The sequence below is a fragment of the Roseovarius faecimaris genome (assembly GCF_009762325.1).
Lineage (GTDB): Bacteria > Pseudomonadota > Alphaproteobacteria > Rhodobacterales > Rhodobacteraceae > Roseovarius > Roseovarius faecimaris.
Window position 1 is genome coordinate 3,773,949 of the sequence record NZ_CP034348.1, and the last position, 13,714, is coordinate 3,787,662.

General features: G+C 59.9%; 11 protein-coding genes and 1 tRNA gene. 6 read left to right on the plus strand and 6 right to left on the minus strand.

Annotated elements, in window-relative coordinates:
• Positions 1 to 56 precede the first annotated feature (56 nt).
• The 6 genes from EI983_RS18780 (at position 57) to EI983_RS18805 (ending at position 7,341) form a co-directional block, all read left to right on the plus strand.
• Positions 57 to 788, plus strand: coding sequence for a uroporphyrinogen-III synthase (locus tag EI983_RS18780; RefSeq protein ID WP_157708860.1), 732 nt, complete (start codon positions 57 to 59; stop codon positions 786 to 788).
• Between the two features lie 49 nt (positions 789 to 837).
• Positions 838 to 2,142, plus strand: coding sequence for a COG4223 family protein (locus tag EI983_RS18785; RefSeq protein ID WP_157708861.1), 1,305 nt, complete (start codon positions 838 to 840; stop codon positions 2,140 to 2,142).
• Between the two features lie 19 nt (positions 2,143 to 2,161).
• Complete coding sequence (locus EI983_RS18790; RefSeq protein WP_157708862.1) at positions 2,162 to 3,661, plus strand: heme biosynthesis protein HemY; 1,500 nt, start codon at positions 2,162 to 2,164, stop codon at positions 3,659 to 3,661.
• 182 nt (positions 3,662 to 3,843) lie between these two features.
• Positions 3,844 to 3,919: transfer RNA gene (locus EI983_RS18795), tRNA-Thr, on the plus strand.
• Between the two features lie 216 nt (positions 3,920 to 4,135).
• Positions 4,136 to 6,073: a DNA cytosine methyltransferase gene (locus EI983_RS18800; RefSeq protein ID WP_157708863.1), complete on the plus strand. Its 1,938-nt coding sequence runs from the start codon at positions 4,136 to 4,138 to the stop codon at positions 6,071 to 6,073.
• Positions 6,070 to 7,341 (plus strand): hypothetical protein, encoded by a 1,272-nt coding sequence (locus tag EI983_RS18805; protein WP_157708864.1) that lies wholly within the window; start codon positions 6,070 to 6,072, stop codon positions 7,339 to 7,341. The genes EI983_RS18800 and EI983_RS18805 overlap by 4 nt, the downstream gene beginning before the upstream one ends.
• A gap of 128 nt (positions 7,342 to 7,469) precedes the next feature.
• On the opposite strand, the gene EI983_RS18810 is transcribed toward EI983_RS18805, so the two are convergent.
• From EI983_RS18810 to EI983_RS18835, 6 genes are all read right to left on the minus strand, one after another.
• On the minus strand, positions 7,470 to 7,829 hold the full coding sequence (locus tag EI983_RS18810; RefSeq protein ID WP_157708865.1) for a hypothetical protein: 360 nt from the start codon (positions 7,827 to 7,829) through the stop codon (positions 7,470 to 7,472).
• Positions 7,829 to 8,629: a hypothetical protein gene (locus EI983_RS18815; protein WP_157708866.1), complete on the minus strand. Its 801-nt coding sequence runs from the start codon at positions 8,627 to 8,629 to the stop codon at positions 7,829 to 7,831. Before EI983_RS18815 ends, EI983_RS18810 begins: the two co-directional genes overlap by 1 nt.
• A gap of 12 nt (positions 8,630 to 8,641) precedes the next feature.
• Positions 8,642 to 10,000 carry a phage terminase large subunit gene (locus EI983_RS18820; protein WP_157708867.1) on the minus strand — a complete coding sequence of 453 codons (1,359 nt, stop codon included), beginning with the start codon at positions 9,998 to 10,000 and terminating at the stop codon, positions 8,642 to 8,644.
• Positions 9,997 to 10,221 carry a hypothetical protein gene (locus tag EI983_RS18825; RefSeq protein WP_157708868.1) on the minus strand — a complete coding sequence of 75 codons (225 nt, stop codon included), beginning with the start codon at positions 10,219 to 10,221 and terminating at the stop codon, positions 9,997 to 9,999. Before EI983_RS18825 ends, EI983_RS18820 begins: the two co-directional genes overlap by 4 nt.
• A complete protein-coding gene (locus EI983_RS18830; protein WP_157708869.1) occupies positions 10,205 to 10,672 on the minus strand; it encodes a hypothetical protein in 468 nt (155 codons plus the stop codon). Before EI983_RS18830 ends, EI983_RS18825 begins: the two co-directional genes overlap by 17 nt.
• Positions 10,673 to 11,135: 463 nt before the next feature.
• Positions 11,136 to 13,712 carry a primase-helicase family protein gene (locus EI983_RS18835; RefSeq protein WP_157708870.1) on the minus strand — a complete coding sequence of 859 codons (2,577 nt, stop codon included), beginning with the start codon at positions 13,710 to 13,712 and terminating at the stop codon, positions 11,136 to 11,138.
• Positions 13,713 to 13,714 lie beyond the last annotated feature (2 nt).

Consider the following 13,714-nt stretch of genomic DNA (forward strand, 5'->3'; position numbering starts at 1 on the left):
TGATCGTTCCAGCGCAGGTAACACCGGAGGGGTCGCAAAACAACTGCCGAGCCATTATGAGCGTCACCGTCCTGATCACCCGGCCCGAGCCTGCGGCCATCGAGCTTGCTGATACGCTGCGCGGCCGCTGGGGGTGTGGGGTGAACATCGTGATTTCGCCGGTGATGCAGATCGAGTGGGCCGAGGCGCTGCCCGATCTGAGCGGCGTTGGCACGCTGATTTTTACGTCGCGCAATGGGGTTGCGGGCTTTGCCCGGCTGAGCGAGCGGCGCGATCTGCCCTGCTATGCGGTCGGGTCCGCCACGGCAGAGGCGGCGCGTGCGCTTGGCCTGGTCACGATGGACGCGGAGGGCGACGCGGACGCGCTTGTTGACCGGATACGCCGGGACGCGCCAACCGCCCCTTGCCTGCATCTGCGCGGAGAGCATGCGGCCGGGGATGTCGCGCAGCGCCTGACCGAGACCGGCATCGAGACGCGCGAGGCGGTTTTGTACCGGCAAAAGGCCCGCGCGCTCTCGGAAGAGGCCCGCGCTTGCCTTGGTCGGGACACACCGGTGATTCTTCCCCTATACTCTCCCCGCAGTGCCGCCCTATGTTTTGACAGGATGGACGCGGAAGCGCCTCTCGTCGTGGCTGCGATCAGCGCCAATGCGGCCAAGCCTGTTCCGGATGGCTCCGTGATAGGGATCATTGTCGCGCAGACCCCGGATGCGGAGGCGATGCTGACCGCTCTGGACGCTGCGTACGAAATGGCCATTCGGGTTGAGGGCGCAAAAGGGGCGCAGTAAAGTCAATGAGGGCCATGCGCGCCCCAGATTCGATCAAAGGTGGTTTCAAGTGGCACGTAAGAAGACATCGACCTCCAAGACTGACGCCGAGGCGGATGCGGTCGAAACCGCTCAGGAGGTCGAGGATCAGGCCAATGCCGCCGCCGACAATGGCGCGGATGACGGGGTGATCGACGCGGATGTGATTGCCGAAGAGGTCCCGGAAGAGTCGAGCGAAGGCGCAAAAGCCGGGGCGGATCCGGCAGATACCGACACTGAAGAGTCAGAAACCGCGCCGGATGAGGCAACGCCCGCCGATGAAGACATCGTAACGCCGAGCGAGTCGTCCGATAGCGGAACGACCTACGTTACCGCGCCGCCTGCCCCGGTCCATTCCGAGCCTGTGGCGGAGCGCAAGAGCGGTTTCATTCCGATGCTGCTTGGCGGGCTGCTGGCCGGTGGGATCGGCTTTGGCGCGGCTTATGTGATGCAACCGCAGGCGGGGGGCGATCTGGATGCTCTGCGCTCGGATATGGCTGGCAGGATTGACGCGCAGAACGCCAAACTGGCCGGATTGAGCGACACGGTCGATGCCCTGCCCACGGCAGATACGAGCGCCCTGGAGGCCGAGTTGGGCGACGTCAACGCGTCTCTGGGTGCTCTTGCCGACAGGCTGACCGGTGTCGAAGACGAACTTGCCGCGCTGGGCGTCCGCCTTACCGAGGTGGAGAAACGCCCGATGACAGAAGGCGCATCGGACGCGGCCATTGCAGCGTATGAGCGTGAGCTGACCGCCTTGCAGGACGCGATTGCCGCGCAGCGCTCGGAGATCGAGAATATTGCCGCCGAGGCAATGAGCGCCGAAGCCAATGCCGAAGAAACCGCGCAGGCCACCCTGCGCCGCGCCGCCTTCACACGCATTCAGACCGCTCTGGACACCGGCGCGGGCTTTGCCGCGGCGCTGGGCGATCTGGAGGCGGCAGGGGTCGCCGTGCCCTCTGCACTGACGCAGGTGGCCACCGATGGCGCGCCGTCCCTGACCGACTTGCAGCAAAGCTTTCCGGATGCGGCCCGTGCGGCGCTGGCGGCGTCACGTCAGGACGCCGCCGCGAATGGCGAGGAAAGCGGTTTCTCGGCCTTTCTGAAAAATCAGCTTGGCACCCGGTCGCTGGAGCCGCGCGAAGGCGATGACGCCGACGCCGTGCTGTCGCGCGCCGAAGCGGCCGTGCGCGAGGGTCGGCTGACCGATGCGCTGGCCGAGATCGAGGCCTTGCCGCAAGTGGGCCGCGAGGCACTGACAGACTGGACCGATCAGGTCGCCACAAGGCAGGCTGCTCTCGCAGCCGCCGAGGCGCTTGGTCAGGACCTGAATTAACGCGAAAAGGGCGCAACATATGCTTTGGTCGATTATCAAGATTGTTGTTTTCATCGCCCTGGTCGCGGCAGCGGCATATGGCGCCGGGCATCTGCTGGAGCTGGAGGGCGGGGTGCGCATCCAGATGGCGGGTCTGGAGTTCAACCTGACGCCTCTGATGTCGGTGATCGTCCTGATCCTGCTGGTGCTGGCGATCTGGATCCTGCTCAAGCTCGCATCGCTGCTGATCGCAGTGCTGAAATTCATCAATGGAGATGACACGGCGCTGTCGCGATATTTTCAGCGCAACCGCGAAGAAAAGGGCTATCGCGCCCTGTCCGAAGGTGTGATGGCCCTGGCCTCGGGCGAGGGTGACGTGGCGATGGCGCAGGCCGCCAAGGCCGAGAAATACCTGCGCAAACCCGCGCTGACCAATCTGATCACCGCACAGGCGGCTGAGATGAAAGGCGACCGGCGCAAGGCCGAGGAGGTCTATAAACGGCTTCTGACAAACGAGAAGACCCGCTTTGTCGGTGTGCGCGGGATCATGCGGCAGAAGCTGCAGGACGGCGATACCGAAACCGCGCTGAAACTGGCCGAGACCGCCTTTGCCCTGAAGCCCAAACATGTGGAGGTGCAGGACACGTTGCTGCAATTGCAGGCCCGCAAGGCGGACTGGAAAGGCGCACGCGAGACCCTGAAGGCCAAGCTGAAACATGGCAGCCTGCCGCGCGACGTGCACAAGCGCCGCGATGCGGTGCTGGCCCTGTCCGAGGCCAAGGGGGTGCTGGACGAGGGCAATACGATCGAGGCCCGCGAAGCGGCAATTGAGGCCAATCGCCTTTCACCGGATCTGGTGCCGGCCGCCGCCATGGCCGCGCGCAGCTATATTGAGCAGGGTTCGAAACGCTACGCCACGCGGGTTCTGAAGAAAGCCTGGGACGCGCAGCCGCACCCGGACCTTGCCGCGGCCTTTGCCGAGATTGAGCCTGATGAGACCCCCGAAGCCCGGATCAAGCGCTTTGTGAAGCTGACCAAATCCATGCCGGATCACCGCGAGACCAAGCTTCTGAACGCAGAGCTTCACATCGCCGCCGAGGATTTCCCCGCCGCGCGCCGCGCCCTTGGAGATCTGGCGGAATCGGCCCCGGACGCGCGCGCCCTGACCATCATGGCCGCGATCGAACGTGGCGAGGGAGCCCCGGATGCGGTTGTCAAAGGCTGGCTGGCGCGGGCGCTGTCTGCCCCGCGCGGTCCGCAATGGGTTTGTGACAAGTGTCACTACGTGCATGCCCAATGGGCGCCTGCCTGCGAAAACTGTCACAGCTTCGACACGCTGAGCTGGACCACACCGCCCGAGTCGCCAGTGAGCACCGCGACCGGTGTCGAGATGCTGCCGCTGATCGTGGGAACGATCGAAGATCAGTCGAAAGACGCCGCCCCCGAGCCAGACGAGACGGAGATTGTTGACGCCGAACTGGTCGACGACGCCGAGACAGATCCCTCCGACGCCTCTGAGGCCGAAGTGGAGAAAAAATAGTCCTTTCCCCGCTCAGGTTCGGGTGCTATAGCCCCGCCCCGAGAGGCCGCTGTAGCTCAGCTGGTAGAGCACGTCATTCGTAATACGGAGGGCGAACTCGCATAACCCGTTGACCGGCAACGGCGAAAGATTTTAAGACGGAGCCGTAAGACGGTTCCTAAGACGGTGATGGCCGTTAACAGGCCGATGTAGCTCAGCTGGTAGAGCAACGCATTCGTAATGCGTGGGTCGGGGGTTCGAGTCCCTTCATCGGCACCATATTTCATTTGAAATCAATGTCATTGCGTTGCGGATTTGTCGCTGCCGAATTTGTGGTGCCGATAGCGGCTAAAGCAATCGAAACTCGGCGAGATGCACTGGACGGCTCTCAATGGCCAAAAAAAACACAACATTCAGTCCAACCTGTTGATGCGAACACAAGTTATAGGTACACAGTTTTAGGGACCCTGACATCTCATCGGCTCGGAGAATCTTGTGAACAGCCATCAATCTGCCTTTGTGTTTGAGCGTGACGATGATGGCCCCAGCACGATCTGGCCAATTGATGAACAGACAGCCAATTGGAGCGATAAGTTTGGCTGCGTTTTACGGCAAAATACAAGCTTTGCCGTAAAGCCCAAGGTACTAAGCCTCTTTTCTGGTGCGGGTGGTCTCGACATCGGTTTTCACGATTGTGGTTTCGAAATTGTTGAGACCGTCGAGTTTGAGCAGAAATTTGTTGACACACTGGAGGCTAACACGCGCCAAGGCGGATACTTCGACACAAATACAAAGAACACTTGCTGCGATATCCGCGAATTTGAACCCAATTTTTCTGACATAGACTTCATAATCGGTGGCCCACCATGCCAGCCATTTTCTGCTGCGGGTGCTAGGGCTGCCGGTGTGTCCGGAACGAAGGACGCCCGTGGAACTCTTTTTCTGGAGTATGTAAGGCTCCTGAGACTATTCAAGCCGCGTGGATTCCTATTCGAAAATGTTTACCGAATACTTGGCGCTAATGGAGGCAAGGACTGGGCCGCTATTGTCAGCGAGTTCGAAGCAGCGGGCTACAGACTAAAATACCGCATTCTGAACAGTGCCGACTATGGCGTGGCACAATTGAGAGAGCGACTGATTATCGTAGGTGTCAGGAAAGATCTGGCCGAAAATTTTGACTATCAGTTTCCACGTCCCACCCACGGCCCTGACAGTGATGGCAAAATCGAGAGGTTCTGTGCGGGCCTGGCAATAAGTGACATTTCTCAACCCGTCCCAAATAGCGGGTTGAGGGGGCGATATGGGAACCTACTTTTCGACATACCCCCCGGTTTGAACTATTCTTTTTATACTGAAAAACTGGGACACCCAGAGCCGGTTTTTGCTTGGCGATCTAAGTTTTCCGACTTTCTTTACAAAGCGGACCCGAAGCGCCCGGTTAGAACAATAAAGGCTCTAGGGGGGCAGTACACTGGGCCCTTCCACTGGGATTCGAGGCCATTCACCGTAGCTGAGCTTAAAAGGCTGCAATCATTCCCAGACAAATATGAAGTTGTCGGCTCAAGAGCCACAGCAATTCAACAACTTGGAAACTCGGTACCCCCGCAGTTTGCTCGAATTTTGGCAGCTTCAATCGCGGAGCAAATCTTTGAGGCCGTCATTCCAATAAAACTGAGCTACCTCGGTACAAATGAAGAACTGTCCTTCACAAAAGAGAAGAGACTGTTGACGAAGTATTATGAGAAGTTAGCAATTGAAGCCAATACTCGGGAAATCCCTCCCTCAAGCTTATCAGCTCCATCATACGAGAAGTATAACGCGCGAATGGAGTTGGACCACTCTTGGCGGATTGGGAAGCTGTCTGACTATAGCCACCGAGTTCTGGAAAGCGAAGATAATGGTCAACTCTTGATCTGCGTGAAGTCCAAGTCTTCAAAACGGAGAACGGGTATTGACTGGAAATTCGTCATAACTCCCGTGAAAGACTGGTCTCTACCATTCGCGAAAATCGTTGTAACTTCGTCAGGTGAAACCCTGAATGATGTCCAGGCAGCGTGGAAGGCTTTTGAACGTTTTTTAATTAGAAACTCGCTCAAAGCTGACCTAGTCCAGTTGTTTAACTACTATCAGTATGCACCAGCGGCTATAATCAAATGTGATTTATCGCCCGACAGTCTCGAAGGCAGAATTATTAAACTTATTTGTGATAGAACTCTCGTCGCAGAAGAATTTTCAATTGACCAGTTGTCGGCTGAAATGAACGTCGACGATGTAACGGCAAGGTCACTTTTGTCGCAATTAAAGGACTCCGGCTTTGAAGTGCGAAGCAACAACACCAATGCTGCAATTGAGCGCGGCTTCCATCTTATTCCTTATTCCTTTCCAACACTAACGCGGATGAGCGTTCAACGGAAAAAGGTTCTTTTCGCATGAAACTCACCATATACGCCGACCGGTCCGTCTTGGAAACTGATGGCACGACTTCCGAGTTTGTCGAAGGGGTGCAGACTAACCGCGCCAAGAATCGCGCCAGCAAGATCCAAACAGCATTTTCTGATGGGTATCTGGAAGATTTGATATCAACGCTCTCCGATAATCCGGCCTCGGACTTGTCACTAAGCGACAATGCCAAACGGTGCTTAGATGAACTTGTGGACTCAGTAACCAGTGAGGTTGGTCGGGCTCTCGTCGGTCTTTCGGTCCTTCAGGCGGCAATAAAGGCTATCGAACCTGAGCAGTCCATTAGGCTCCATAAAGGCGGACGGTCTTCCGCAGCATTTTCGTGGACTGAGGGTTTGTCCATGCGCGTTTTGGATAAGAACTACATTACGCCAACACTGCGGAGACATAAGCTTTTGAGTCTCAATGCAGACGGCTTTATGATGACCCGTTCTTTGGCCGAGAACTATCCGTATAGCAAACTATACAAAGCGCAACTTCGAGGTGCGAGAGCAGCTTGGCTAGACTTGGTGGAGGGTCTAGAGGATGGGTCAATTGATGGCCTCGAGGGATTGACGTACCTATTGTCTAGGCTGATCAATAAAAGCTCCGACCTCGAAGAACTGGCGGAAAAAGCAATTGCAAAGGCCGAAAATCTGTCTCGAACGCTCACGGCGGACGAGATTTACGCATTAGTGCAGCGTTATGTTTACAGAGATAGCTACTCAGCACGCTTGTTTGAAGTCATGTTGCATGCGGCATTTCAGGTCTTGGATGAGAAGGGACAGTTGGATGGGTCCCTGAAACCACTTTCACAAATGCGTTCGGCAAATAAAAAGCACAAAAACGTCGGAGATGTTGAAGTCGAAACGAGGCCTGGTTCACGGTTGATACTTGAGTCTTGGGATGCGAAGTTCGGAAAGTCCCACCTTCGCGAAGAGGTGGAAGAGCTTTACGAGAAACTAGCTGATCAGCCTGAGTGCTTTACCGCCGGGTTCGTAACGAATGGAGCGCCGGTAATAGACGAAGAAATTCGCGTGCGGATTGCAGAACTGGAGGATACGCACGGTACCGACCTCAAAATTCCTATTTTTGATTTCGACATGTTTTTGGAAAAGGCGATCTATACCCGCGTCTCTAAGACGGAGTTCGCGCCTCAGTGGTTAGTTTTCTTTGTGTCCAGTCTCGCCCAAAAGCGGAGGCACATTGCGCCAATTGACGAGCCATGTGAAGCGTGGTTACGGCGCTTTCTGGCGTTGTAGAAAAGACGAATCCTCCAATTGTGGTTTATTTTTTTGGCCTGCGGAATTTTGAGTTCCTAAAATGCAGGAGCTATCGCATTTTGGTTGTGTATTTAACGTCCTTAGCAGATTTGCGCTCTATACACCCGCTAAGGGTCCGTTTTGTTCCCGCAGAGACCTGCAAGTATAGCCGCGTTCAGGTCCTCCTCAGTAAGCCCGTTCGGCAACCCTTCGGGCGGGATCAGAACTGCTTCGCCTTTGACGTAGCTGCCGGTGACCGCACCCGGGACCTTGGCCCATAGCGCGAGCCGGATGGCCTCCCGCAACTTGTCGTCAACCAGCGCGCGCTGATGAATCGCGGCGATTCTCTCCTCGGTGCGAGCTATCGCCAGTTCGTTTTCGCGGATCTTTCGATCTAACTCTCGAGCCGCCTTGTCGCGCTGGGCTTGTTCTGCCCGACGCCGGGCGGCCTTCTCATGGTCGCGCCCATTGGAATAAGCCCACGCCATCACGCCGCTCCTTTCTTGAGTTTTGCCAGTTCGCGGTTTGCGCGCGCCCGGGGTGTGTCGGCCCCACTTCGAACCTTTGTGTATCGGGCGATAACTTCCTGACCGGCCAAATCGACGGACTGCAGGAGCTTGGTGACAGCCTCCCGCTCCTTAACTGATTGTGGTGCGAATGCCTGTGTGGCGAGGATACGGGCGTTATTCCACTCCTCGTGCTTCAGGCCAGAGAGGAAGGGCTGGCCGTCGAGGACCGCCGCAACCGTGGTCAGATCGTGTGCCTTGATCGCGATTTGGACGAAGTCGAACCTGTCGCCCTGCTTCATCGACTTGACGTGCGCGCGTACTTCTGCGGCGAGCCCAGAGCCCCGAACGGTTTGGGCCTCATCGTCGGTGAGCGCGAAGGCGATAGCCTTGTCGAGTGTCGCGACGGTTCGCTCAAGCTCACCTCGGGCGGCGTCGATCTTCTTTGTGACACGCTCCATGTGGACACCCGCTGCCTGGGCCAGTTCTTCCTCATGACCCGAGAACTGGCGCAGACCAACCCGGGTCAGTCGCAGGTCGCCCAGATACTCGGACCGGCCCGACGGCTGTTGCCGCCGTTTTGCCGGGGCCTCCGATGCGGCAAGCGCCGTCAGCGCCCGCTCGGCGTCATTGACCGCGCCGAGCCAGCGGTAAGCGTCGCCAAGTGCGGCCTGCGCGCTGGTCAGCGCACCGGGTTTGCGTTCGAGCGCATCGGCAAAACCAGCTAGCGCCTCGGGATGAAGGGACGGCGAGATGTCGCCCCGGATCGGCAGATCAGACATTTTTGTCTCCTTTCATGTCATGCCGTAGTGCCGCCCAGAGCCGTAACGGCGGGCGGTGGTGATGTGCGCTTCGAGGTATCGAAGCGCGTCTGCCGCGTGATCGTTCGCGCCGGTGTCCACGTCTTCGGGCCGGTTCGGATCGCGCGGAAGCACAGGGAGGGTTTCGAGCAGGAGTCCACACCGTCCGGTGATGTAGAGGCCGGGGCCGTCACGCGTGACGGACCGGGACAGGCGCTGCCGGATACGCTGCCATCCCGCTAACCGGGAGCCGGGGCCTTTAGTGGGTTTTGTCAGATAGACGCCCTCGCCGCGCAGCACGTCGATCAGGCTGTCATCGAGGCCCACGGCATCGTCGCCGACGCCATAGGGCCGCATGTTCCAGAAAGCACAGCGTTCGCGGATCGCGTCGGCGAGCTTGCCGGGGGGCCAGCGCAGGCCTTGCGATATATCCGCCGGATCGGCGGTCTGCACCTCATCGAGGATCAGGAGCGACCCGCGTGGAAAGCGCCCATCGTCGCCCGGGGTCTGGACGCCCAGCAGGCATACCGCCGGGGCGGCACTGCCCCAATCTAGACCGATGGCTGTTCGGTTGCCCCGGAGGGGCCAGGGTGGGCGGTAATCGACCGGCAGGACGTGGACCGATGGATCCCAGACGTCGCCGAACATCGCGCCCCGGGCAATATTCCAGTCGCCGTCTGTCCATGCCCTGAGCAATTCTGCGTCGCCAGCCGTCGCGGCCTTGAGGCGGCGTAGATATTGCTCGCCGTCGAGGTGCATGTTGTCACGAAACGTAGACGGAGCGTTCACCCACGTTTCGCCGTCGTCGGTTTCATAGGGTGCCCAAGGCGGGGCGCGGTTCACGTGCTCCCGGGCGAGGAGCGCGTGGGCGACGCCGCCGGGGTTTGCAGTGCGGACCTCGCGCAGCGGAACGCCCTCGGCAGCGCGCAGGTTGGACCTGAGCATCCGAACCCAGCGCAATTCGCGGATCAGGCCGATTTCGTCGACAACAAGAAGCGTAAAGCTGCGGCCCTGATACTTCGCATAGGCGTTCGGGCCGTCGAGTTGGCCGACCTCGATGACCGCGCCGTTGGCGACGCGGAACACGTTGTCGGCTTTGTTGTATCGGACCGCGCGCCGCCCGTATGCCGCGATCAGCAGCATGTGCAGGGTCTCGGCCAATTCCGACGCCGCTTTGTACGTTTCGCGGACGATCAATGGGCGCGCTCTGTCGCGGTGCTGCTCCACGTGGCGCAGGACAAGCAGGAGCGCGCCATAGGACTTACCCCCGCCGCGCCCGCCGCCCATGAAGAGATTGAAGCTCTCCGGCACAGCGAGGCAGCGCGCCTGATATGGGGTGGGCTCGATCTTCATCGCTGCCACGGGTCCTTGTCGCCGTCGCGCCAAGACTGGCTGTAGCGGTTGCGGTTCGATTTACCCGCAAGCGGGCCGTCGATGGCCGCGCGTACCTTGGCAAAGACTGGCGCGCCGGTCGATGTGACGCCCACCTGCCGGTAATCCGGGTTGCCGAGATAGTTCGGCGGATTTATTTCGGCGGGCGGATCGATGTTTGGGGGCTTAGGCGTTGCAGCCATCGTCTTGTCCTTTCGGCTTGGTCGGATCGGGCGTCACGTCGATCAGGCGTGCGTAATCCTCGGGCGACGCCGCCCCAGGTAGGTTGATGGTGATGTTAGGCTTGTCGGTTTTCGGCTCGACCGGCGTGCTGTCACGAAAGTGACGCTTGGCCTTCAGCAGGAAGATTGCCGCCGTGACATTGCCGTCGCGGGCGTGTTGCAGGAGATGCCCAACCAGTTCCGTCTCAAGCGCGCCGTCGCCCCGCTCAATTGCTGTCGCAAGTTCAGGATCGCGCCCGGCGGCGGCCGCAAAGGCGGTTTCCGAAATGCCAAGTGCGGCCGCAACCGTCGCTCGACTGCATCCGTTGGCCAGCATTTTCTCGGCAACCTCCCGGCCCGGGCCGGTTACGCTATATGGGCGTCCTGGGCCGCGCCCGCGCGTGACTAGGGCGAGGACTCGTTTCGCAGTCATTTTCCAGCCTCCGACCGTCTGAATTGCCGTCTTAGGTTTGGCTTGAGACGCCGAAGCCTCTGGATTGGTTGCACTTTCTGGGTATCGACCGGATAAGGCGCGATAACGAGGTCTGGCCTGCAGCCTTTTTGTCCATCGGAGAAGACGGTCACGCGAGCGGCCTGAAGCGCCGAGACCCTGCCCCGGGTAGAAGCCCAGAAGGAGAACGCCGAGACACGTCTACCCAGATGTCTACGGATTTTCTCTATTCTCCAGATACTTACCTTCTCGGTAGACAGGTAGAAGGGTAGATATCTGGCTCGCATGGCCGGGGAACAGCTGGCGGCGACACCGCCGTCGGTCTGCGCGGACACAAAAATCCCCATAGAATTTCGAGCGCCATTTACGCACCTACCCGCGTACCGCGCCGGTTTTCGAAGCGCGGTCAATGACTTAGACATAGATGGGACGTAGAGGGGCATCATCAGAATGGCACCCCCACCTGTTTCGCAGCCTCGATCGTCTCGGCATCTTCGGTTTCGCGCTCGATCCAGATCCATTGCCGAGGCTCTGCCGGGAACTCATAGCCGGGATGCGCGGCGCGGAACTTGTCGCGCGATCCTTCGAGATTCACGCCGAAATCGACGCCCGCCAGCTGCGCACCCCGGCCCGATCCCCGCGCCTTGCCGAAATATCTGCTCAGGCGCTTCGAGAAACCGTCATAGCTGCAATCGCGGCGCAGGGGCGGGAATTGACCTTGTGCGGTCTCCCAGAGCCCGTCGCCCCACGGTCCGCGCCCCTTCGGTCGCGTGTTTTCGGTCCAGCCGCCTTCATCAGGCACGGCCATCGGGATTTCCCCGCTTTCGAGCACCATCGCGATCCACTGGTCATAGGGATCAAGGGTGGCCCTGATCTGCGCGCCGCGCGCCTCGGTCCGGGGAATGTCGTGCCACGGCTGCCAATCGCCGAGCGACATCTTCAACAGCTTGCAGAGCAGGCCGCGCCCGCCGTCCTCTCTCATCTCGGCATAAAGGGGGCCGAAATAGGCGGCATCGTTCTTGAAGGCGTCGGACACCTCGAAGATGGCATAGCGTTCTTCGTCCGAGGTGTTGGGGACAACCCATTCCTCGTTTGACGCCATCATGACCTTCAGGTAGTTCGGCCCGCTCTCGGTATCGACGCCCTTGCGTTCGAACATCAGGGTCGGCTCGGTCAGCAGCACCCGCTGCGTTGCCGCGCCCTGCTTGTCGCCATTCTCGAAGGTCTCGTCGGCGAACAGCCCGAGGCAGTCGCGGAGATGCGCGTTGAACTTGCCGGACAGGTGCTGCTTGTTCGACGTATGCAGCCCGTGCTGGCCGTAGAGGCCGACCCAGGTGCGGGCGAGGGTGCCCTTCCCGGTCCGCTTGCCGCCTTTGAAGACCAGCGCGACGCCCTGCGGCTGGGCGAGCTTCTGAACAGAATAGGCCATCCATCGCCAGATGTATTCAGCGTGGCTCTCGCGCCCTTTGGCGAGCACGTCGAGCACGTGGCGTTCCAGCAGCGGGATAGGCCGGTCCTCGGGGTCAATCGGCCAGCCGCGATACAGGTTCATCCGATTGCCGGAGAGCACCGCCGGGGCACCGGGCTCAAAGCCCGTAGACAGGTATTGCTTGCGACCCGGATCGCGCCGGTAGAGCGTGCCGAGGTCGACTTTTACGGGCTCGCCCGACTTCGGGTCCTCGCCGATCTGCACCTGCTTATGCTCATAGGCCGACTTGAGCGCACCGAGGCTGTCATAGACGATCCGCGTGCGGTCGGTCTCGCCGAGCCGCTCGTGCAGGTAGGTGAGATATTGCGGCCCCGAGCCGGACCCGGCCTGAATAATTGGGTGCCTGGCGCGCATCCAGATCAGCGCCTTTTCCGGGTCCCAGATCGGCGGGTCAGGCATCTCGGCGATCTCCGCCGCCTCGGCCATAGCCTCGGCATAGCCGTTTAGCGCCTCGGCCTGAGCGTAGCGGTCTGCCGCCTCGGCACCCTTGTCCACCTCCAGCTCCATCGCGATGGCTGAGATGCCGAAGTCGGGATTGCGGATCACGCCTGCGATCTTGTCCACCGCCACCCCTTTTCGGGCGAGCGCGCAGCACACCGAATAGACGACCCGCGAGCGGTCCGGAATGTCACGATCCTTCCACATCTGAGGCTCTTTGCTGATCGGCGCACAGGACAGGATCGCCTGCGCCAGCGGATTGTTCGGCTCGGTCAGGCCGGGCAGGCCTAGCTCGGCGAGCGAGCGAACCAGCGTGACCTTCGAGGCGTCGCCGGGCATGTCGAGGCGCGCACGCGCGCGGTCTTTGTCGATCTTCCGGGTGTAGCGGCGGGCGCGCCCTTGGTTTTCGAAGGTTCGGGTGTTTGCGTAGTCGATCTGTCGATCCGGGCGGACGCTGAGCACGGTCGCCTGCGTCGGGACCCGCCCTCGGTCGCGTTTTCGCTGATCCGGCCAGTTCGTGGTGTACGGCACCCGCATGAGCCGGTCAGCGTTTTGCGTGCCTTCGTCAAATTCGGAGCCGATGGCTTCGCCGATTACAACGCCGAGCCCTCGGTTTACGTCTTCCAAGCGGTCAATTTCATCGGCGGCATTGATAGGGACCGGCTCGGAAAGGCGATAGAACGCCTGCAGGCCGTTGCCGGAAGAGCACAAAAGCGTGGGCGCGTTGTATTCGAATTCAATGATCTTCTCTGCCGCCTCCTTCCGCCATCCGTCATATTCATCCGGGCTAAGCTCAGGCGGCGGGTCGAGATCAATGTGGAGGGCCCGTGCGTGGGAGCAGTGGTCCTTCCTAGGTTTGGGTTTCACCGGCGGCGTGGGCACCGCTGCAGAGGTGAAGTAGATGTTGAATCCTGCAGCATTCTTCGCCGCGATCCATACCGCTACGGCGGTCCGATTGCTGTCGCTGTCCCGCAAGCGGATACGAGCCATCGGTTGCTCGCGATCGCACTGGATCGCTGTCAGCTCAATGTCGCCGGAGGGGAGCAACTGCCGGAGGGCTTTCAGCCCCCTTTCGTCTGCTTTCGTCTGCGCCATCC

What these genes read in the sequence shown, in the direction of transcription:
- EI983_RS18780 (WP_157708860.1), top strand. Translation starts at nt 57, where the DNA reads ATGAGCGTCACCGTCCTGATCACCCGGCCCGAGCCTGCGGCCATCGAG.
- EI983_RS18790 (WP_157708862.1), top strand. Translation starts at nt 2,162, where the DNA reads ATGCTTTGGTCGATTATCAAGATTGTTGTTTTCATCGCCCTGGTCGCG.
- EI983_RS18805 (WP_157708864.1), top strand. Translation starts at nt 6,070, where the DNA reads ATGAAACTCACCATATACGCCGACCGGTCCGTCTTGGAAACTGATGGC.
- EI983_RS18810 (WP_157708865.1), bottom strand. Translation starts at nt 7,829, where the DNA reads ATGGCGTGGGCTTATTCCAATGGGCGCGACCATGAGAAGGCCGCCCGG.
- EI983_RS18815 (WP_157708866.1), bottom strand. Translation starts at nt 8,629, where the DNA reads ATGTCTGATCTGCCGATCCGGGGCGACATCTCGCCGTCCCTTCATCCC.
- EI983_RS18820 (WP_157708867.1), bottom strand. Translation starts at nt 10,000, where the DNA reads ATGAAGATCGAGCCCACCCCATATCAGGCGCGCTGCCTCGCTGTGCCG.
- EI983_RS18825 (WP_157708868.1), bottom strand. Translation starts at nt 10,221, where the DNA reads ATGGCTGCAACGCCTAAGCCCCCAAACATCGATCCGCCCGCCGAAATA.
- EI983_RS18830 (WP_157708869.1), bottom strand. Translation starts at nt 10,672, where the DNA reads ATGACTGCGAAACGAGTCCTCGCCCTAGTCACGCGCGGGCGCGGCCCA.
- EI983_RS18835 (WP_157708870.1), bottom strand. Translation starts at nt 13,712, where the DNA reads ATGGCGCAGACGAAAGCAGACGAAAGGGGGCTGAAAGCCCTCCGGCAG.